Genomic DNA, 18,920 nt, shown 5'->3' on the forward strand with positions numbered 1-18,920 from the left:
CTCGGGCGGGGAACGTGCGGGTTGTGTAGGTGTCAGGTACTGTGGGAGCGCTCCCACAAGTGATGGCTTGAAGAGTCGTCGGTTCGGAGCGGGGTGTCAAGGGACCTGACGCGGGGGGTTGAGTTCAGTTATCGGAGCGTTAACTGGCCCGCACAGGTGGGGCGTTCGGGGCGCCGGGGGCATACGGGGCCGATGGGGTCCCGGGTGGGACTGTTAGATTCCAGCCAACCGGAGGAAGCGGCCGACCGGAGGAAGCGAGGGAGGCGGAGCACATGGCGAGCCACGGAGTGCGGGGCCGGAGCGGGGGCCGACCCACGCTGGAGGAGGTCGCCGCGCGTGCGGGGGTCGGCCGGGGCACGGTCTCCCGGGTGATCAACGGCTCGCCCCGGGTCAGCGACGCGACCCGCGCCGCGGTGCAGGCGGCCGTCGCCGAGCTGGGCTATGTCCCCAATACGGCGGCCCGCGCACTGGCCGCCAACCGCACCGATGCCATCGCGCTCGTCGTCCCCGAGCCGGAGACCCGGTTCTTCGCGGAGCCGTACTTCTCCGACATGCTGCGCGGGGTCGGCGCCGAACTGGCCGACACCCAGATGCAGTTGCTGCTGATCTTCGCGGGCAACGACCGGGAACGGCGGCGCCTCGCCGAGTACTTGGCCGCCCACCGCGTCGACGGCGTCCTCCTGGTCTCGGTGCACGCCGACGACCCGCTCCCCGAACTGCTCTCCCAGCTGGAGATCCCGGCCGTGGTCAGCGGCCCGCGCTCGGCCGAGGAGACGCTCACCTCGGTCGACTCGGACAACTACGGCGGCGCCCGCGCGGCCGTGGAGCACCTGCTGGGACGCGGCCGCACCCGGGTCGCCCACATCACCGGCCGCCTGGACGTCTACGGCGCCCGCCGCCGTGTCGACGGCTACCGCGACGCCCTGCGCGCGGCGGGCCATGAGGTGGACGAACTCCTCATAGAATCCGGCGACTTCACCGAGGAGGGCGGCCGCAAGGCGATGTCCGCCCTGCTGTCCCGCCGCCCCGACCTGGACGCCGTCTTCGCCGGCTCCGACGTCACGGCCGCGGGCGCCCGCCAGGTCCTGCGCGAGTCCGGACTGCGCATCCCGGAGGACGTCGCCCTCGTCGGCTACGACGACTCCGCCATCGCCCGCCACATGGACCCGCCCCTGACCAGCGTCCGCCAGCCCATCGACAACATGGGCCGCGCCATGATCGACCTCCTGCTGACCGAGATATCCGACAAACGCCCCTCGGGACTCCGCCGGGGCGAACGACGCCACGCGGTGCTGCCGACGGAACTGGTGGTGCGGGCGTCGTCGTAGGGGATTGCCTTCCGCCGGCCCCGACCCTCGTACAAGGCTTGAACCCGGGGATACCCGGAATCCACCCCGGAGGGTGACGACGTCGGCCGTCACTTCTTCGAGCCGGCCGAGGCCGAGGGCGCTCTCAGGGAACCCCTCAGGGGATGACGATCACCGGTCGCCGTGCCCGGCGGGCGAGGCGGCCCGCTACGGAGCCGAAGATGCGGCCCACGATGCCGTGCGTGGAGCCGACGACGATCGCGTCCGCCTCGTACTCCCGCCCCACCTCTTCGAGTTCATGGCAGATGTCACCGCCGCGCTCGACGAGGATCCAGGGCACCTCGGACAGATAGTCCGCGCAGGCGAGTTCGAGACCGAGCACCTCCGTACGGTGATCCGGCACGTCCACGAAGACCGGTGGCTCGCAGCCCGCCCATACCGTGGTGGGCAACCGGTTGGCGACATGCACGATGATCAGACCGGAGTGGGAACGGTGTGCCATGCCGATCGCGTACGCGAGGGCGCGCTCACTGGAGGTGGAGCCGTCGAAGCCGACGACGACTCCGTGCCGGAAGGCGGGGTCGCAGGAATGACGTGACTCTTCGGCCGCCTGGGGATCGGCCGCCGTGGGATCGGCGACCGGTCGCTTGCGGTCCGCGGGTTCGGAGTATTCGTGACCGGCCATGGCTGTCTCGGCGTTGTGATCCTTTATGGGATGGAACGACAGTGTGCGGCGGAGCTGTGTCCGGGAAACATCTTCCCCACCCCATACCCCCAAGGGTACGGCGGCACGCCTCCCGAGCCCAGATCCCTTGCACGCTCCGTGAGCGGCACCCCGACATCCGTAGGGGTTCACCGGAGCATGCACGAGCCGCGCCCGTTACGCAATGCTCGCTGCCCCGTACAGGCGCTTTGCACAGCGTTCGCGGACGCACGCCCGGTGACCGACCGGTCGGCCGGGCGTTGAACGGGGTGAGCCACCGCCACAGGGAGCCACCAGGAGCCACCGGCCGACACGGTTCGCCACAGGGAGTACGAGATGTCCGGACCCCGGTCCCGCCATGAGGAGCCCGGCGCACAGGACAGCACGGGCGAGCTGATCCGCTGGGCCGCCTTCACCTGCGTCCTCGTCCCGGTGGTCCTGCTCTGGTACGGCACCTCGCTCGCCGGCGCCACGGGCACCGCGCTGGGCCTGGCCGCCGTCACGAGCGCGTGCCGGCTTCTGCTACGACGTTCGGAGCGCGCGGCGCGGCGCGGCGCACGCCGGGGTGCGGGTGGGCGCCGGGGGCGTGGATCACGGCGCGCCGGGACGCGGGCGGCCGGGCGGGACGGCGGCCGGGGCGAGGGCCGTAACGGCACCCGGGGCGGCGGGCGTTGCGGCGTGCAAAGAGGTGGACGTCACACCCGGGAGCGGACACCGGTCGACTGACCGGTTTCCGCGCCTCCAAGCGCTTCTTTTCAGCCAACTTCTTGATATCGCCCAAGTGGGGTCCCCACCACCCCCCAACCCCCGTTCCACCTGCACGGAAAGGGTCTACGGGGCGCTGCGCACCCTACGCGGTTTGGCCACTGCCCGGAGGCGCACTTCCCTGCACGGCCCGCGAGTGCAACGCTTCGTGATCGAATGCTTCACGCCAAGTTGTCATGTCGACAATGTGCCGCATTTGGAACTGGTCACCGTGTGTCCGCGGGACCCAGTAGATTTCGATCTTGACTGTCTTTACGGCGGGGGACTCGTGCAGGACCGAGGGGAAACGTGCAGGAGCGACACAACCGAGGAGCCGCGACCACCGAGGGGGGCTTAGCAGTATGAGCCACGACTCCACTGCCGCGCCGGAAGCCGCTGTCCGGAAACTGTCCGGGCGTCGCCGCAAGGAGATCGTCGCGGTGCTGCTGTTCAGCGGCGGCCCCATCTTCGAGAGTTCCATACCGCTGTCGGTGTTCGGCATCGACCGCCAGGACGCCGGGGTGCCGCGCTACCGACTGCTGGTCTGCGGCGGCGAGGAAGGTCCGCTGCGGACCACCGGCGGTCTCGAACTCACCGCACCGCATGGGCTGGAGGCGATCGCCCGCGCAGGAACGGTCGTCGTACCGGCCTGGCGCTCGATCACCGCGCCACCGCCCGAGGAGGCGCTCGACGCACTGCGCCGGGCGCATGAAGAGGGCGCCCGCATCGTAGGGCTGTGCACCGGCGCGTTCGTGCTCGCGGCCGCCGGACTGCTCGACGGCCGCCCGGCGACCACCCACTGGATGTACGCGCCGACGCTGGCCAAGCGCTATCCGTCGGTGCACGTCGATCCGCGGGAGCTGTTCGTCGACGACGGCGACGTGCTGACCTCCGCGGGTACGGCGGCCGGAATCGATCTCTGTCTGCATATCGTGCGGACGGACCACGGCAATGAGGCGGCCGGCGCGCTGGCCCGCCGACTGGTGGTCCCGCCGCGCCGATCGGGCGGTCAGGAGCGCTACCTCGACCGGTCTTTGCCCGAGGAGATCGGCGCCGACCCGCTCGCCGAGGTCGTCGCCTGGGCGCTGGAGCACCTCCACGAGCAGTTCGACGTGGAGACGCTGGCGGCACGCGCGTACATGAGCCGTCGTACGTTCGACCGCAGGTTCCGTTCGCTCACCGGCAGCGCGCCGTTGCAGTGGCTGATCACCCAGCGGGTGCTCCAGGCGCAGCGACTGCTGGAGACCTCGGACTACTCGGTGGACGAGGTGGCCGGCCGGTGCGGGTTCCGCTCGCCGGTCGCGCTGCGCGGGCACTTCCGTCGCCAGCTCGGCTCCTCCCCCGCCGCGTACCGGGCCGCGTACCGGGCCCGTCGGCCCGGTGCCGACAAGCAGGGTGAGGCGGAGGCCGCGCTCCACCAGTCGGCAGGGCAGCCGTTGCCGCCCGCGGGGCTGCCGGGTCCGGGGCCGCTGGCCGCGATGCCCTCGGTGCTGCACGCCGAGCGGGACAACGGGGTGCCGATGCAGAGCAGGCGCACGGCCGCGGCCGGGGCGATGACGCTGCTTCCGGGACCGCGTTCCGGAAGCTGAGCGGAGTTCCGCGGCCGCAAGGCCGGGGTGAGGGGGTACGGGGTCCAGACTCCGTACCCCCTTGCTTCGTCCCCGCCGCTCCGCCGACTCGTCCCCGCCGCTCCACCGACTTCCGGGCCGCCGCGGGGCATCCAAAAGGCGAGGTCCGCCTTAGGGTGGTCGCATGAACGATCGCATGGTGTGGATCGACTGCGAGATGACCGGCCTCTCGCTGTCCGACGACGCTCTCATCGAGGTTGCCGCCCTCGTCACCGACTCCGAGCTGAACGTACTCGGCGAGGGGGTGGACATCGTCATCCGCCCGCCGGAGCGGGCGCTGGAGACGATGCCGGAGGTGGTGCGTCAGATGCACACCGCGTCCGGGCTGCTCGCCGAGCTCCCGAACGGTACGACCCTTGAGGACGCCGAGGAGCAGGTCCTGGCGTACATCAAGGAGCATGTGAAGGAGCCCGGCAAGGCTCCGCTGTGCGGCAACTCGGTCGGCACCGACCGCGGCTTCCTGCTGCGGGACATGCCGACGCTGGAGGACTGGCTGCACTACCGGATCGTGGACGTCTCCTCGGTCAAGGAGCTGGCCCGCCGCTGGTACCCGAGGGCGTACTTCAACAGCCCGGAGAAGAACGGCAACCACCGGGCGCTCGCCGACATCCGCGAGTCCATCGCCGAACTGCGCTACTACCGCGAGGCCGTCTTCGTCCCGCAGCCGGGACCGGACTCGGAGACGGCGCGGGCGATCGCGGCGAAGCACGTGCTGCCGGCGGCGAAGTAGCCGACGGCGCAGGCGGTCCCGGGTCCACCCGGAGGCCGTTCGGGGTCCGTTCGGGGTCCGCTGGGGGGTCGCGCGAAAACGTGTGCGCGAGCACCCCCTCGGACCCTGTAGACTTCTTCTCGGCCGGTCGGGGAAACGACAAGTTTCCAAGCGCCGGTCATGGTGGGTGTAGCTCAGCTGGTAGAGCACCTGGTTGTGGTCCAGGATGCCGCGGGTTCGAGTCCCGTCACTCACCCTCCTCATAAGAGGCCGGTGACCTGCATTAATGCGGTCACCGGCCTCTTTGCGTTCGCGGGTGTGGGTCGATGCGTCGACCGATACGAAGGCGCCCCTGCCCCTTGGGATCACCAAGGGGCAGGGGCGCCTTCGGCACGTCTTCTACTCGACCGTCACCGACTTCGCCAGGTTCCTCGGCTTGTCGATGTCGCGGCCCAGGGCCTTCGCCGTGTGGTAGGCGAGGAGCTGGAGCGGGATGCCCATCAGGATCGGGTCGAGCTCGTCCTCGTTCTTCGGGACGAGGATCGTCTGATCGGCCTTCTCCTGGTCCCGGTGGGCCACGGCGAGGATCTTGCCCTCGCGCGCCTTGATCTCCTCCAGCGCGGCGCGGTTCTTCTCCAGCAGATCGTCGTCCGGGATGATCGCGACCGTCGGCAGCGCGGGCTCGATCAGGGCCAGCGGGCCGTGCTTCAGCTCGGAGGCGGGGTAGGCCTCGGCGTGGATGTACGAGACCTCCTTGAGCTTGAGGGAGGCCTCGCGGGCGACCGGGTAGCCGCGGACCCGGCCGATGAAGAGCATCGAGCGGGCGTCGGCGTACAGCTCGGCCAGCTCCTTGATCTGCTCCTCCTGCTTGAGGATCTCGGTGATCTGGTCGGGCAGCCTGCGCAGGCCCTCGATGATCCGCTTGCCGTCGCGCACCGAGAGGTCGCGGGTGCGGCCCAGGTGCAGCGCGAGCAGCGCGAAGGCGACCGTGGTGTTGGTGAAGCACTTGGTCGAGACGACGCAGACCTCGGGGCCCGCGTGGACGTAGATCCCGGCGTCCGCCTCCCGGGCGATCGCGGAACCCACCACGTTGACCACGCCGAAGACCCGCGCGCCCTTGCGCTTGAGCTCCTGCACGGCGGCGAGCACGTCGTACGTCTCACCGGACTGGGAGACCGCGACGTACAGCGTGTCGGGGTCCACGACCGCGTTGCGGTAGCGGAACTCGGAGGCCGGCTCGGCGTCCGCGGGGATGCGGGCCAGCTCCTCGATCATCTGGGCGCCGATGAGCCCGGCGTGGTACGAGGTGCCGCAGCCGAGGATCTTCACCCGGCGGATCTGCCGGGCCTCGCGGGCGTCCAGGTTGAGGCCGCCGAGGTGCACGGTGGAGAAGCGGTCGTCGATCCGGCCGCGCAGCACACGGTCGACCGCGTCGGCCTGCTCGAAGATCTCCTTGTGCATATAGGTGTCGTGGCCGCCCATGTCGTACGACTCGGCCTCCCACTCCACCGTGGTGGGCTCGGCGGTGGTGCGCGTGCCCTCGGTGGTGTAGGTGCGGAAGTCGTCGGCCTTGAGGGTGGCCATCTCGCCGTCGTCCAGCGTCACTATCTGCCGGGTGTGCATGACCAGCGCGGCGATGTCCGAGGCGACGAACATCTCCTTCTCGCCGATGCCGAGCACGACCGGGGAGCCGTTGCGGGCCACCACGATGCGGTCGGGGAAGTCGGCGTGCAGCACGGCGATGCCGTAGGTGCCCTCGATCAGCCGGACGGCCTGGCGGACCTTGTCCTCCAGCTTGTCGGCGCCGGCGCGGGCGATGAGGTGGGTGAGGACCTCGGTGTCGGTCTCGGAGAGGAACTCGACGCCGTCCGCCTCCAGCTTGCGGCGCAGGTCGGCGGCGTTGTCGATGATGCCGTTGTGGACGACGGCGACCTTGTTGTCGGCCGACATGTGCGGGTGCGCGTTCACGTCGGAGGGGGCGCCGTGGGTGGCCCAGCGGGTGTGGGCGATGCCGGTGGTGCCCTTGAAGCGCGCCGGGACCTTGGCCTCCAGGTCGCGCACCCGGCCCTTGGCCTTGACCATCTTCAGGCCGGGCGCCTTCGGGGAGGTGACCACGATGCCCGCGGAGTCGTACCCGCGGTACTCCAGCCGCTGGAGGCCCTCCAGGAGGAGGGGGGCGACGTCACGCTTCCCGATGTAACCGACAATTCCGCACATATAAAGGTATTCCTAGCCGTAGACCATGCGGCGCAGCTGCCTGAGCGTCAGCTCGGGCGGTGCCACCGCTCGATATCTGAGGTCCGCCCCGATCCGTTCGAAGATCTCCGCGTTCACCAGGCCCTGGGTCTGGAGCTCGCGGTGGCGGCGACGGACGAAATCCTCCGTCGACTCGTCGAAATAGGCGAGCACGTCCTGGATCACCCGCAGCGCCTCGCCCCTGCCGAGGGGCGTGGACCGCGTCAGATGATCTACGAGTTCGTCGTGCACCCGTAGATCCTCGGGTACCGGCGCGGGTTTCGCAAGAATCCTGCCCGATATCGGGCACCGGGGGTGGGTGGCGTACTGAACTCTTGTCCACCCGCTGTGTTCTCCGTCACGCCATGACGGAGCCAGGAGTCGGTCCAGTTCCCGGCGAAGCCATCCTTCCGGATGATTTCCGCCATGGCGGGATCGTTCAGCCGGATCCGTCGGGAGGATTTCGGCGGATCTGCGGGAGAGTGGTCACGACCAGACTCGAAGGGAGCGCATGTGACACGGAACGACCGTACGACTCCCCGAACCGCCCGCGTCCTTGGTTCGCTGCTGCTCGTCGCGGCAGCCGGTGCCTTCACCCTCGGCGCCGCGCCCGCCCCGCCCGAGGGCCCCGTCACCCCCTTGAGCCAGGTGGTCCCGGCCCCCGCCTCCGTCACCCCGGGCGGAGCGCCGTACCGCCTCACCCGTGCCACCGCCGTCCGGGTGGACGGCTCGGCCGAGGTCCGGCGCGTCGGCGGCTATCTCGCCGGCATCCTGCGGCCCTCCACCGGCTATCCGCTGCCGCTCACCGAGCACGGCGCCGGGGGCATCCGACTGCACCTGGAGAAGGGGGACTTCGGCGCCGAGGGCTACCGGCTGCGCAGCGGCCCCACCGGTGTCACGCTCACCGCGAGCGCTCCGGCCGGCCTCTTCCACGGTGTGCAGACGCTGCGCCAACTCCTCCCGGCAGCCGTGGAGAAGAGGACGGTCCAGCACCAGGACTGGCGCATCGCCGGCGGCACCGTCGAGGACCGTCCCCGCTACGCCTACCGGGGTGCCATGCTGGACGTCTCCCGGCACTTCTTCACCGTCGCCCAGGTGGAGCGGTACATCGACGAACTCGCGCTGTACAAGGTCAATGAGCTGCATCTGCACCTCAGCGACGACCAGGGCTGGCGCATCGCCATCAACTCCTGGCCACGGCTGGCGGGTTACGGCGGCGCGAGCGAGGTCGGCGGCGGCAAGGGCGGCTTCTACACCCAGGCCGAGTACCGGCACCTCGTCTCCTACGCGGCCGCCCGCTATGTGGAGGTCGTGCCCGAGATCGACATGCCCGGCCACACCAACGCGGCCCTCGCCTCCTACGCGAAGCTCAACTGCGACGGGGTGGCGCCCCCGCGCTACACGGGCACCGAGGTCGGCTTCAGCTCGCTGTGCGTGTCCAAGGACGTCACGTACACCTTCGTGGACGACGTCATCAGGGAGCTGGCCGCGCTCACCCCGGGCCGCTATCTGCACATCGGCGGCGACGAGGCGCACTCCACCAGCCATGCCGACTATGTGACCTTCATGGACCGGGTCCAGCCGATCGTCGCCAAGTACGGCAAGAAGATCATCGGCTGGCATCAGCTCACCGGCGCGCACCCCGCGAAGGGCGCGCTGGCCCAGTACTGGGGGCTGGACAGCACCAGTGCGGCCGAGAAGGAGCAGGTCGCACAGGCCGCCCGCAACGGCACCGGGCTGATCCTGTCCCCGGCCGACCGGGTCTACCTCGACATGAAGTACACGAAGGACACCCCGCTGGGGCTCAGTTGGGCCGGGCTGGTCGAGGTGCGGCGGTCGTACGACTGGGACCCGGGCGCCTATCTGGCGGGTGTGCCCGCGTCGGCGGTGAAGGGGGTGGAGGCGCCCCTGTGGTCGGAGACGCTGAAGACCTCGGCCGACATCGACTACATGGCGTTCCCGCGGCTGCCCGGCGCGGCCGAGCTGGGCTGGTCGCCCGCCGCCACCCACGACTGGGACACCTACAAGGTACGGCTGGCCGCCCAGGGTCCGCGCTGGGACGCCCTCGGCATCGGCTACTACCACTCGCCGCAGGTGCCCTGGCCCAGCGGCTGAGAAGAAGGTGAACGGGCGCCCCGGAGGACCGTACTCCGGGGCGCCCGTCCGTCGGTGTCCGCCGTCAGCGGCCGGCCAGCGGATTGCGCAGCGTGCCCACCAGCTGGAGCGCCCCGGAGGGGTCCGCGAGGTCCACCATCTGCCGGTTGTCGCGCAGCTGGAGCCGGTTGAGGCAGGACAGCGCGAACTCGGGCGCGAACAGGTCGTACCGCGCGAACCGGTCGGCGAGTCCGGGGTTCGCCTCCTGGTACTCGCGGGAGATCTCCGCGACCGTCCCCCAGAACGCGTCCTCGGTGAGGATGCCCTCGGCGGCGAGGTTCGCGGCGAGGAAGCGGAAGAAGCAGTCGAAGACATCGGTGAAGATCGACAGCAGCTTCTGGTCCTCGGGGATGTCGGCCCGGATCCGGGCGACCTCCGGCGGCAGCACGGCGTCCGGGTCCATCACCACGATCTCCTCGGCGATGTCCTTGTAGACGGCCCGCTGTACGACCCCGTCCCGCAGCACCAGGATGGTGTTCTCGCCGTGCGGCATGAACGCCAGGTCGTAGGCGTAGAGGCTGTGCAGCAGCGGGGTGTAGTACGCCCGCAGGTACCGGCGCAGCCACTCGGCGGGCGCGAGCCCCGACCGCTCGATCAGGACGCCCGCGACGGACGCGCCCTCGTGGTCGACATGGAGCAGGGAGGCCATGGTGGCGAGCGTCTCGCCGTCCGCGAGGGAGGGCACCGGGCTCTCCCGCCACAGCGCGGCCAGCATCTTGCGGTAGGGGGAGTAGCGGTCGGTGGCCCGCTCGTACTCCAGATGCCGGTAGCCGACGGCGGCCCGCTCGCGGATGATCGTCAGGCCGCTGCCCTTGAGCACCGGGTCGTTCTCGATCAGCTGGGCGAGCCAGTCGTTGATGGCGGGGGTGGCCTCCATGTAGGCGGCCGAGAGTCCGCGCATGAAGCCCATGTTGAGCACGGACAGGGCCGTCTTCACATAGTGCTTGTGCGGGGCGCTGGTGTTGAAGAAGGTCCGGATGGACTGCTGGGCGAGGTATTCGTCCTCGCCCTCGCCGAGCGGCACGAGGTGCTTGCGGGCCACTTCCGCGGCGAAGGTGACGGACAGCTTGTTCCACCACTGCCAGGGGTGGACGGGGATGAGGAGGTAGTCGGCCGGGTCGAGTCCCTGGGCGGTCAGCGTCCGCCCGAACCGCTCGACCGTCTCCTCGCCCAGCTCCGCCCGGATGAAGCCCTCGTACTCGATGCCGGTGCCCGCGGTGAAGGCGGCGCGGGAGCGGTGCGCGGCCAGCCACACCAGCCGGACGGGGTGCGCGGTCTCCGGGGCGTACGACAGGTACTCGTGGACCCCGAAGCCGAGCCGCCCGTTGTTCGCGACGAAGCAGGGGTGGCCCTCGGTCATCCCGGTCTCGATCGCCTGGAAGCCGCTCGCCGCCAGCTCGGCCGACGTGACCTGGTGCTTGGTGAGCTTGTAGCAGGTGCCGGAGAGGGTGGAGGAGATCTCCTCCAGGTAGACGGGCAGGATGGCGTCGCTCAGGCCGAGGGAGTCCTTCAGCTCGATGAAGAAGTCCAGCGCGGCGAGCGGGAGTTCCTCGCCGTCGCGGTGCCGGGTGATCGAGCCGGCGTCGACCTCCCAGTGGTCCAGGGCGCGGCGCACGGCGGTGAACCGGTAGGCGGTGAGCCCGTCGTCGCCGCGGACGACGTAGCCCGCGCCGTCCGCCTCGGGGGTGATCAGGCGCTCGTGCGCGAACTCGGCGAGCGCCTTGCGGATCAGCAGCCGGTTGGCCTGCGCCCAGCGCTCGGGGGACAGATGGGCCACGGACTCGGCGGGGGTCATGCGGACACCGCCTTGGTGAACTGCTCGCGGGTGCAGAAGCTCAGCAGGGCTTCCTTCTCCGGCTTCTGTATCTCGCGCTCGGCCACGAAGCCGACGGCCGCGTTCAGCGCGTGCACCGCCTTGTTGCGCACATCCGGCTCCACGACGACGCGCTCGACGGCCGGGTCCTCGAAGAGGTGGGCCATGACGGCGGTGATGACGGCCTTGGTGAACCCGTGCTCGGGGGTGTCGGTCGCGGGGGTCAGGAAGTGCATCCCGACATCGCCCGGCCGGGGCTCGTAGAGGCCGACCAGTTCCCGGTGGACGGGGTCGTACCGCTCCACGAGGAAGGCGGGGGCGCCGTCCCGGAGCCCGAGCAGTGCCTGCTGGTGCTCGTCGGCGGCTATCTCCATGTACGCCCGCTCGATGTCCTCCAGTTTCGCGTCCTGCATCATCCAGAAGGCGGCCTTCGGGTGGGTGATCCAGGAGTGCAGCAGCTCGGCGTCCGTGGCCGGGTCGACGGGCCGGAAGGAGAAGGTCAGGTCGGTCATACGGCGAACTCCTGGAAGGCGATGGACTTCTCGACCGGGTAGTACTCGCTGCCGAGCACCTCGCGGATGATGCTCGCGTTGCGGTAGGGGCCCATGCCCAGGTCGGGGCTGGTGATGCTGTGGGTGTGGACGCCGGCGTTCTGGAGGAAGACACCGCGTCCGGTGACGTCGATGGCGTAGTTGCGGGCGACGTCGAAGCGGCCGTGGCCGTCGAAGCGCAGCCGCTCGCGCAGCGGGGCGAGGAAGGCCGGGGTCGCGTAGTGGTAGCCGGTGGCCAGCACCAGGCCCTCGGTGCGGATCTCGAAGTCCTTGCCCTGCTCGTCCTGGCGGAAGCCGAGGGTGTACGCCCCCTCGTCGTAACGCGCGCTGTGCAGCGAGGAGTTGGTGAGCAGCCTGGTGGGCACCGGCCGGTCCCCGCTCGCCACGTTCTTCTGGTAGAGCAGGTCGAAGATCGCGTCGATGAGGTCCGAGTTGATGCCCTTGAACAGCCCCTTCTGCTGCTTCTCCAGCCGGTAGCGGGTCTCCTCGGGCAGCGCGCGGAAGTAGTCGATGTAGTCCGGGGAGGTCATCTCCAGGGTCAGCTTGGTGTACTCCAGCGGGAAGAACCGCGGGGAGCGGGTGACCCAGTTGAGCTGGTAGCCGTGGACGTCGATCTCGGACAGCAGCTCGTAGTAGATCTCGGCCGCGCTCTGCCCGCTGCCGACGACCGTGATGGACTTCTTCCCCTGCAACTCTTCCTTGCGGTGCATGTACTGGGAGGTGTGCAGGAGGTCCCCGCCCAGGTCACGGCAGGACTCGGGGAGGTAGGGCACCGTGCCCGTGCCGAGCACGAGATGCCGGGCGCGGAGGATCTCACCGGCCGCGGTCTGCACGACGTACACGTCGTCCTCGTACGACACCTCGGTGACGGTCGTGCCGAAGCGGACGCAGCTCAGCTTGCCGGCGGCCCAGCGGCAGTAGTCGTCGTACTCAACCCGCAGCGGATAGAAGTTCTCCCGGATGTAGAAGGAGTACAGCCGGCCCTTCTCCTTCAGGTAGTTGAGGAAGGAGTACGGCGAGGTGGGGTCGGCGAGAGTGACCAGGTCCGACATGAACGGGGTCTGGAGGTGGGCGCCGTCCAGGAACATCCCGGCGTGCCACTCGAAGTCGGGCTTCGACTCCAGGAAGACGGCGTCCAGTTCGGCGATCGGCTCGGTCAGGCAGGCGAGGCCGAGGTTGAAGGGGCCGAGCCCGATCCCCACGAGGTCGTGGATGCGGCTGGATTCAGGAAGCGCGGTCAAGGGACTCTCCCAGGTACTGCTCGGCGTGGCCGGCGATGAGATCGAGGACGGCGGCGATGTCGGACGGCGTCGTCTCGGGGTTGAGCAGGGTGAACTTCAGGTAGTGGCGGCCGCCCACCTTGGTGCCCGCGACCACGGCGTCGCCGGAGGCGAACAGGGCCTTGCGGGCATGGAGGTTGGCGCGGTCGATCTCGGCCGGGTCGGTGACGGCGGCCGGTATGCAGCGGAAGACGAGGGTGGACAGGGACGGCTCGACCACGACGTCGTAGCGCGGGTCGGCGGCGAGCAGATGCCAGCCCTGGACGGCCAGGTCGCAGACCTCGTCGAAGAGTTCGCCGATGCCGTCGGCGCCCATGACGCGCAGGGTCAGCCACAGCTTGAGGGCGTCGAAGCGGCGGGTGGTCTGGAGGGACTTGTCGACCTGGTTGGGGATGCGCTCCCGCACCGCGCGGCGCGGGTTGAGGTACTCCGCGTGGTAGGTGGCGTGCCGCAGCGTGGCCGCGTCGCGCACCAGCAGCGCGGACGAACTCACCGGCTGGAAGAAGGACTTGTGGTAGTCCACGGTGACCGAGTCGGCGCGCTCGATGCCGTCGATGCGGTGCCGGTACTTGCGCGAGGCGAGCAGCCCGCAGCCGTAGGCCGCGTCCACATGCATCCAGGCGCCGTGGCGGTCGCAGAGTTCGGCGATCCCGGGCAGCGGGTCGATGGAGCCGAAGTCGGTGGTCCCGGCGGTGGCCACGACCGCCATGGGCACCAGCCCCTCGGCCTGGCAGCGCTCCAGCTCACGGGCCAGCGCGACGGTCTGCATCCGCTTGTCGCGGTCGACGGGGACGGTGACGACCGCGTCGGGGCCGAGCCCGAGCAGTTTCGCCGACTTCTGCACGCTGAAGTGGCCGGCCTCGGAGGCGAAGATCCGCAGTTTCCCGAGGCCCTCGCTCTTGGCCTCCTCGCGGGCCAGCAGCAGCGCCTGGAGGTTGGACTGGCTGCCGCCGGAGGTGAACACCCCGTCGGCGGCGGGCCCGAGGCCGATCCGCGCGGTCGTCCAGTCGATCAGCTTGCGCTCGATGAGCGTGCCGCCGGCCGACTGGTCCCAGGTGTCCAGCGAGGAGTTGACCGCGGAGAGCACGGCCTCGCCGAGCACGGCCGGGATGACGACCGGGCAGTTGAGGTGGGCGAGGTAGCGCGGGTGGTGGAAGTAGACCGCGTCCTTCAGATAGACGTCCTCCAGCTCGTCGAGGACGGCGGCGGTGTCGCCGAGCGGGCGGTCCAGGTCGATGGCGTCGACGCGGGGGGACAGTTCGTCCACGGCGACGCCGGTGAACGGGCGCTCGGTGGCGGCGAGTTTGGCCGCCACCCGCTCCACTCCTTCGGTCACGGAACGGCGGTAGTGCTCCGCGGTGAGGCCATTGAGCAGGTGGGAGCGCATGGGGGGTCCTCCGGGGGGAAGTCCGTGGGAATGAAGCTTAGGTTAGCCTAACCTAAGTTCTTTGGGTCGAGGTATACGTGTGCCGAAGGGTGGGGGCGAGGGGCAACGGGGTGGAAGCGGGTGGGGCGGAGGTGAGGCGGGGGTGACTATTCGCCGGTCGCCCGGAGCTGTTCCTCGCTCAGACCGCGCCGCCAGTACCCGACGAAGGTCACCCGGCGCCGGTCGACCCCGCGGTCCCTGACGAAGTGCCGCCGCAGCGCCTTCACCTGCCCGGACTCGCCGGCGATCCAGACGTACGGGTGCGCCGCGTCGGGGAGTTGGGCGCTCTGGAGGGCGGCGAGCGGCTCGGGGGCGCCCTCGCCGCGCACCAGCCAGGTGATCTCCGCGTCGGCGTCCGTGCGCACGTCCTGTATGTCACCGGGGTGCGGCACCTGGAGCCAGGCGCGCACCCGGGTGCCGGCCGGGAGGGATTCGAGGATCGCGGTCGCGGCGGGTACGGCGGTCTCGTCGCCCCACATCACCACGAGGTCGGTGTCCTCGGGCGGGCGGAACCGGATGGCCCGGTTGTCGGCGAGCACCGGCCCGAGGACCAGCACCCGGTCGCCGGGAACGGCCCGCGCGGCCCACCGGGAGGCGGGCCCGGCGGGGGTGGCGGCGCCGGGTCCGACCCCGTGCAGGGCGAAGTCGATGTCGATCTCGTCCGGCTCGCGCCGCAGCTCCCGCAGGGTGTACGAGCGCATCACGGCCCGTACGTCCTCCGGGAGTTCGCGGTACTCCTGCCACCACGCCTCGCCCAGGTCGCGCGGCACCACGGGCTCCTTCTGCCCGGGGTGCGGCAGGAACAGGGAGAGGGACTGATCGCGTCCGTCGGAGTGGAAGCCCTTCAGGCCGGCCCCGTCGAAGGTGACCCGCACCAGGGAGGGCCCGAGCCTTCTGGTGCGGGTGACCTGGAGGGAGAACAGCGTGAAGGGTTCGACGGCGGCCGTGGCCATGGGGGCTCCTGTCGGAAGGGGTGGGGGCGGCTTCTAGCTGACCTTCTTCGCCTTCTCCAGAGCCTCGGCGAGGCTCGTCAGCAGCGGGACGCACTTGTCGTACGACAGGATCGGCTCGGGGGAGCGGGCGATGACCTGTCCCGCCTTGACCGCCGGCAGCTTCTTCCAGGTCGGCTTGGTGATGTCCGCGGGCTGGATGGCCGAGGAGCGGTCGTCCATCATGATGATGTCGGCCTGGTACTTGTCGACGTTCTCCCAGCTCAGCGACTCGTACCAGCCGCCGCCCTGCTTCTTCGCGCTCTCCGGCGGCTCCACGAAGTTCACGCCGAGGGCCTTGAAGTACTCCAGGTCTATGGACAGACGCGTCCCCGAGACGTAGAAGAGCTGGTCGCTCGCGCTGCCGGCCATCACCTTGAGGTGCGGCTTGGCCTTGGCGGCGGCGCGCAGCCGGGCGGCGGCCGCCTCGAACCGCTTCTTCGCGTCGGTGACCTTGGCGGCCTTCATGTCCGCGCCGAGCGACTCGGCGAGGTCCCACATCCGCTGGAGCGGCTGGGTGATCTGCCGGTCGTACACGGAGATGCCGACGCTGGGGGCGAGTTCGGCGATCTGCTTGGTGGACTGCTCGGGGACGTACCAGAGGGTGCCGGCGCCGTCGAACATCGTGGTGATCAGCACGTCGGGGGCGAGGGCGGCGTACTTCTCGACGTTGAACTGGCCCCAGGCGTTGCCGAGGACGGTCACCTTGCTGACGTCCATGTCGCCGGCCTGGACGTCGGGCTTGCCGCCCGTGGTCGTGGTGGGGCCGAAGACGCCCTTGACCTGGACGCCGTAGTCGTAGAGCGCGGCGCCGACGCCGGTGAAGGCGACGATGTTCGCCGGGACCTTGTCGAGCTTCACGGTCTTTCCGCGGTCGTCCTTGAACGTCCAGGGACCCGACTTCGCCGCGGCCGACCCGCTGCCGCCGTCCTTGGCTTCGCCCTTGTCGTCCCCGCAGGCCGCGAGCGCGACGCCGAGCCCTACGGCGCCGCCCGCGGCGAGCAGGCCGCGGCGAGAGAGGTGGATGGCACGGGCATGGGACATGGAGAGGACCGCTTTCGAACGGGGCGGGACGCCCGCCGGACAAGTGCGAGACTTAGGTTAGCCTAACCTTGTCTGCTGTCCAGGGGGCCCTCCCGGCGGACCGCTCGGCCCACGGAACGGAGCGGCGACCGCGGACCGGTGCGGCGGCTGGGTCCGGTGACCGGGTTCCGTGGCGTAGAACAGGAGTGAGGGGCATGTCCACCGGGACGCCGGCGGACATGCCCCTCACCCGTGCTTCGGCAGGCTCAGCCCGCGAGCCCCAACTCCCGTGCGATCAGCATCCGCTGCACCTCGCTGGTGCCCTCGCCGATCTCCAGGATCTTGGAGTCGCGCCACATCCGGGCCACCGGGTACTCGTTCATGAAGCCGTAGCCACCGTGGACCTGCGTGGCCTCACGGGCGTTGTCGACGGCGATCGTGGAGGAGTACAGCTTCGCCATCGCTGCCTCCTTCTTGAAGGGCTCACCGGCGACCAGCCGGTAGGCCGCGTCACGCCAGGCGAGCCGCGCCGTGTACGCCTTCATCTCCATGTCGGCGATCTTGAACTGGATCGCCTGGTTGGCGCCGATCGGCCGGCCGAAGGCGTGCCGCTCCTTGGCGTACTTCACCGACTCGTCCACACAGCCCTGCGCCAGACCCGTCGCCAGGGCGGCGATGGCGATGCGGCCCTCGTCCAGGATGCGCAGGAACTGGGCGTACCCGCGGCCCTCCTGGCCGACCAGGTTGGCGGCGGGCACCCGTACGTCCACGAAGGAGAGTTCACGGGTGTCGGAGGCGTTCCAGCCCACCTTGGAGTACGGCGCCGCCACCGTGAAGCCCGGGGTGCCGGACGGCACGATGATCGAGGAGATCAGCGGCTTGCCGTCGGGCTTGCGGCCGGTGACCGCGGTGACCGTGACCAGCCCGGTGATGTCCGTACCCGAGTTGGTGATGAAGCACTTGGTGCCGTTGATCACCCATTCGTCGGTGTCGGGGTCGAGCCGGGCCGTCGTACGGGTGCCGCCCGCGTCCGAGCCGCAGTCAGGCTCGGTCAGGCCGAAGCCGCCGAGGATCTCGCCCGCGCACAGCCGGGGCAGCCACTCGCGCTTCTGCTCCTCGGTGCCGAACAGATAGATGGGCATCGCGCCCAGCGAGACACCGGCCTCCAGGGTGATCGCCACCGAGGAGTCCACCCGGGCCAGCTCCTCCAGGGCGATACCGAGCGCCAGGTAGTTGCCGCCCATGCCGCCGTACTCCTCCGGGAACGGCAGCCCGAACAGACCCATCCGGCCCATCTCGCGGACGATCTCGTACGGGAACTCGTGCCGCTCGTAGAAGTCGCCGATCTTCGGCGCCACGACGTCGTGCGCGAACTCCTCCACCGTACGGCGGAGTTCCTCGAGCTCGGGGCTGAGGCGGTGGTCCATGCTGATCACTGGTCCTTGTGGGAGAGAGCGCGGACGGTACGGGAGGGGCTGGGCCGGTCCAGGTGGGCGGCCATCCACACGCTGGTGGCGGTCAGCCGGCCGAGGTCGACGCCGGTCTCGATGCCGAGGCCGTGCAGCATCCAGACCAGGTCCTCGGTGGCGAGGTTGCCGGTGGCGGACTTGGCGTACGGGCAGCCGCCGAGCCCGCCGGCGGACGCGTCGATGGTCGTCACGCCGTGCTCCAGGGCCGCGTAGGTGTTCGCGAGCGCCTGGCCGTAGGTGTCGTGGAAGTGCACGCCGATCTCGTTGGTCGGCACGCCCTCCTCGTTGAGCAGGTTCAGGAGTTCCTGGACATGCCCGGGGGTGGCCACGCCGATGGTGTCGCCGAGGCTCAGCTCGTCACAGCCCATGTTCCGCAGGGCGGTGCAGACGCGGGCCACCTGATGCAGCGGGACCGCGCCTTCCCACGGGTCGCCGAAGCACATGGAGACATAGCCGCGCACCCGCGCGCCCGCGTCCTTGGCCTGGCGCACCACCGGCTCGAACACCGCGAGGGACTCGTCCACCGTGCGGTTGAGATTGGCCTTGGCGAAGGACTCGGTGGCGCTGGCGAACACCGCGATCCGCTCCGCACCGAGGGCCAGCGCCCGGTCCAGCCCGCGCTGGTTGGGCACCAGGACGGGCAGCTCGACCCCGGCCAGCTCGCGCACCCGCGGGAACAGCTCTTCCGCGTCGGCGAGTTGGGGCACCCACTTGGGGTGCACGAAGCTCGTCGCCTCGATCGTGGTCAGGCCCGCCTCGGCGAGGCGGCGGATGAACTCCGCCTTCACCTCGGTCGGTACGGCGCCCTTCTCGTTCTGTAGTCCGTCGCGCGCGCCGACCTCGTAGATGCGCACCCGGGCGGGCAGGTCCGAGGCCGGTAGGACCATGG

The 18,920-nt window shown here is 70.1% G+C and carries 16 protein-coding genes and 1 tRNA gene; 6 read left to right on the forward strand and 11 right to left on the reverse strand.

Going from position 1 to position 18,920, the window contains the following annotated elements; genetic code table 11:
- Positions 1-272 precede the first annotated feature (272 nt).
- Positions 273-1,328: a LacI family DNA-binding transcriptional regulator gene (locus HEP81_RS24850; RefSeq protein ID WP_037651575.1), complete on the forward strand. Its 1,056-nt coding sequence runs from the start codon at positions 273-275 to the stop codon at positions 1,326-1,328.
- A gap of 136 nt (positions 1,329-1,464) precedes the next feature.
- On the opposite strand, the gene HEP81_RS24855 is transcribed toward HEP81_RS24850, so the two are convergent.
- The gene (locus tag HEP81_RS24855) at positions 1,465-1,992 is read right to left on the reverse strand and encodes a universal stress protein (RefSeq protein WP_037651576.1); all 528 of its coding nucleotides are present in this window, start codon (positions 1,990-1,992) and stop codon (positions 1,465-1,467) included.
- A 354-nt stretch (positions 1,993-2,346) separates the two neighbouring features.
- Here HEP81_RS24855 and HEP81_RS24860 point away from each other — a divergent pair, with 354 nt between their 5' ends.
- The 4 genes from HEP81_RS24860 (at position 2,347) to HEP81_RS24875 (ending at position 5,347) form a co-directional block, all read left to right on the forward strand.
- Complete coding sequence (locus tag HEP81_RS24860) at positions 2,347-2,736, forward strand: hypothetical protein (protein WP_037651577.1); 390 nt, start codon at positions 2,347-2,349, stop codon at positions 2,734-2,736.
- Between the two features lie 380 nt (positions 2,737-3,116).
- Positions 3,117-4,343, forward strand: a complete 1,227-nt coding sequence (locus tag HEP81_RS24865; RefSeq protein WP_037651578.1) for a helix-turn-helix domain-containing protein — start codon at positions 3,117-3,119, stop codon at positions 4,341-4,343.
- 163 nt (positions 4,344-4,506) lie between these two features.
- Positions 4,507-5,112 carry an oligoribonuclease gene (gene orn, locus HEP81_RS24870; protein WP_037651580.1) on the forward strand — a complete coding sequence of 202 codons (606 nt, stop codon included), beginning with the start codon at positions 4,507-4,509 and terminating at the stop codon, positions 5,110-5,112.
- Positions 5,113-5,274: 162 nt separating this feature from the next.
- Positions 5,275-5,347 (forward strand) — tRNA-His (locus HEP81_RS24875).
- 143 nt (positions 5,348-5,490) lie between these two features.
- Here HEP81_RS24875 and glmS read toward each other — a convergent pair.
- Together glmS and HEP81_RS24885 are read right to left on the reverse strand one after the other, a co-directional pair.
- Positions 5,491-7,308, reverse strand: coding sequence for a glutamine--fructose-6-phosphate transaminase (isomerizing) (gene glmS, locus HEP81_RS24880; RefSeq protein WP_037651581.1), 1,818 nt, complete (start codon positions 7,306-7,308; stop codon positions 5,491-5,493).
- Positions 7,309-7,320: 12 nt separating this feature from the next.
- On the reverse strand, positions 7,321-7,578 hold the full coding sequence (locus HEP81_RS24885; RefSeq protein WP_037651583.1) for a hypothetical protein: 258 nt from the start codon (positions 7,576-7,578) through the stop codon (positions 7,321-7,323).
- A gap of 261 nt (positions 7,579-7,839) precedes the next feature.
- Between HEP81_RS24885 and HEP81_RS24890 the strand changes: the two genes are divergently transcribed.
- Positions 7,840-9,441, forward strand: coding sequence for a beta-N-acetylhexosaminidase (locus HEP81_RS24890; RefSeq protein ID WP_037651585.1), 1,602 nt, complete (start codon positions 7,840-7,842; stop codon positions 9,439-9,441).
- Positions 9,442-9,505: 64 nt separating this feature from the next.
- Here HEP81_RS24890 and HEP81_RS24895 read toward each other — a convergent pair whose 3' ends face one another.
- The 8 genes from HEP81_RS24895 to HEP81_RS24930 all read right to left on the reverse strand — a co-directional run bounded on the left by HEP81_RS24895 (position 9,506) and on the right by HEP81_RS24930 (position 18,918).
- On the reverse strand, positions 9,506-11,275 hold the full coding sequence (locus HEP81_RS24895; protein WP_037651586.1) for an IucA/IucC family protein: 1,770 nt from the start codon (positions 11,273-11,275) through the stop codon (positions 9,506-9,508).
- On the reverse strand, positions 11,272-11,805 hold the full coding sequence (locus HEP81_RS24900; RefSeq protein WP_037651589.1) for a GNAT family N-acetyltransferase: 534 nt from the start codon (positions 11,803-11,805) through the stop codon (positions 11,272-11,274). Before HEP81_RS24900 ends, HEP81_RS24895 begins: the two co-directional genes overlap by 4 nt.
- Positions 11,802-13,085, reverse strand: coding sequence for a lysine N(6)-hydroxylase/L-ornithine N(5)-oxygenase family protein (locus tag HEP81_RS24905; protein WP_037651591.1), 1,284 nt, complete (start codon positions 13,083-13,085; stop codon positions 11,802-11,804). Before HEP81_RS24905 ends, HEP81_RS24900 begins: the two co-directional genes overlap by 4 nt.
- A complete protein-coding gene (desA, locus tag HEP81_RS24910; RefSeq protein ID WP_037651593.1) occupies positions 13,069-14,511 on the reverse strand; it encodes a lysine decarboxylase DesA in 1,443 nt (480 codons plus the stop codon). Before desA ends, HEP81_RS24905 begins: the two co-directional genes overlap by 17 nt.
- Positions 14,512-14,657: 146 nt before the next feature.
- Positions 14,658-15,503 carry a siderophore-interacting protein gene (locus HEP81_RS24915; protein WP_037651594.1) on the reverse strand — a complete coding sequence of 282 codons (846 nt, stop codon included), beginning with the start codon at positions 15,501-15,503 and terminating at the stop codon, positions 14,658-14,660.
- A gap of 33 nt (positions 15,504-15,536) precedes the next feature.
- Positions 15,537-16,583 carry an ABC transporter substrate-binding protein gene (locus HEP81_RS24920; RefSeq protein ID WP_037651596.1) on the reverse strand — a complete coding sequence of 349 codons (1,047 nt, stop codon included), beginning with the start codon at positions 16,581-16,583 and terminating at the stop codon, positions 15,537-15,539.
- 245 nt (positions 16,584-16,828) lie between these two features.
- Positions 16,829-17,989 (reverse strand): acyl-CoA dehydrogenase family protein, encoded by a 1,161-nt coding sequence (locus tag HEP81_RS24925; protein WP_037651917.1) that lies wholly within the window; start codon positions 17,987-17,989, stop codon positions 16,829-16,831.
- Positions 17,990-17,994: 5 nt separating this feature from the next.
- Positions 17,995-18,918 (reverse strand): hydroxymethylglutaryl-CoA lyase, encoded by a 924-nt coding sequence (locus HEP81_RS24930; protein WP_182790104.1) that lies wholly within the window; start codon positions 18,916-18,918, stop codon positions 17,995-17,997.
- Positions 18,919-18,920 lie beyond the last annotated feature (2 nt).

The organism is Streptomyces griseofuscus, assembly GCF_014673495.1.
Taxonomy (GTDB): Bacteria; Actinomycetota; Actinomycetes; order Streptomycetales; family Streptomycetaceae; genus Streptomyces; species Streptomyces murinus.

What these genes read in the sequence shown, in the direction of transcription:
- HEP81_RS24860 (WP_037651577.1), top strand. Translation starts at nt 2,347, where the DNA reads ATGTCCGGACCCCGGTCCCGCCATGAGGAGCCCGGCGCACAGGACAGC.
- orn (WP_037651580.1), top strand. Translation starts at nt 4,507, where the DNA reads ATGAACGATCGCATGGTGTGGATCGACTGCGAGATGACCGGCCTCTCG.
- HEP81_RS24920 (WP_037651596.1), bottom strand. Translation starts at nt 16,583, where the DNA reads ATGTCCCATGCCCGTGCCATCCACCTCTCTCGCCGCGGCCTGCTCGCC.
- desA (WP_037651593.1), bottom strand. Translation starts at nt 14,511, where the DNA reads ATGCGCTCCCACCTGCTCAATGGCCTCACCGCGGAGCACTACCGCCGT.
- HEP81_RS24930 (WP_182790104.1), bottom strand. Translation starts at nt 18,918, where the DNA reads ATGGTCCTACCGGCCTCGGACCTGCCCGCCCGGGTGCGCATCTACGAG.
- HEP81_RS24915 (WP_037651594.1), bottom strand. Translation starts at nt 15,503, where the DNA reads ATGGCCACGGCCGCCGTCGAACCCTTCACGCTGTTCTCCCTCCAGGTC.
- HEP81_RS24925 (WP_037651917.1), bottom strand. Translation starts at nt 17,989, where the DNA reads ATGGACCACCGCCTCAGCCCCGAGCTCGAGGAACTCCGCCGTACGGTG.
- glmS (WP_037651581.1), bottom strand. Translation starts at nt 7,308, where the DNA reads ATGTGCGGAATTGTCGGTTACATCGGGAAGCGTGACGTCGCCCCCCTC.
- HEP81_RS24850 (WP_037651575.1), top strand. Translation starts at nt 273, where the DNA reads ATGGCGAGCCACGGAGTGCGGGGCCGGAGCGGGGGCCGACCCACGCTG.
- HEP81_RS24865 (WP_037651578.1), top strand. Translation starts at nt 3,117, where the DNA reads ATGAGCCACGACTCCACTGCCGCGCCGGAAGCCGCTGTCCGGAAACTG.
- HEP81_RS24895 (WP_037651586.1), bottom strand. Translation starts at nt 11,275, where the DNA reads ATGACCCCCGCCGAGTCCGTGGCCCATCTGTCCCCCGAGCGCTGGGCG.
- HEP81_RS24900 (WP_037651589.1), bottom strand. Translation starts at nt 11,805, where the DNA reads ATGACCGACCTGACCTTCTCCTTCCGGCCCGTCGACCCGGCCACGGAC.
- HEP81_RS24855 (WP_037651576.1), bottom strand. Translation starts at nt 1,992, where the DNA reads ATGGCCGGTCACGAATACTCCGAACCCGCGGACCGCAAGCGACCGGTC.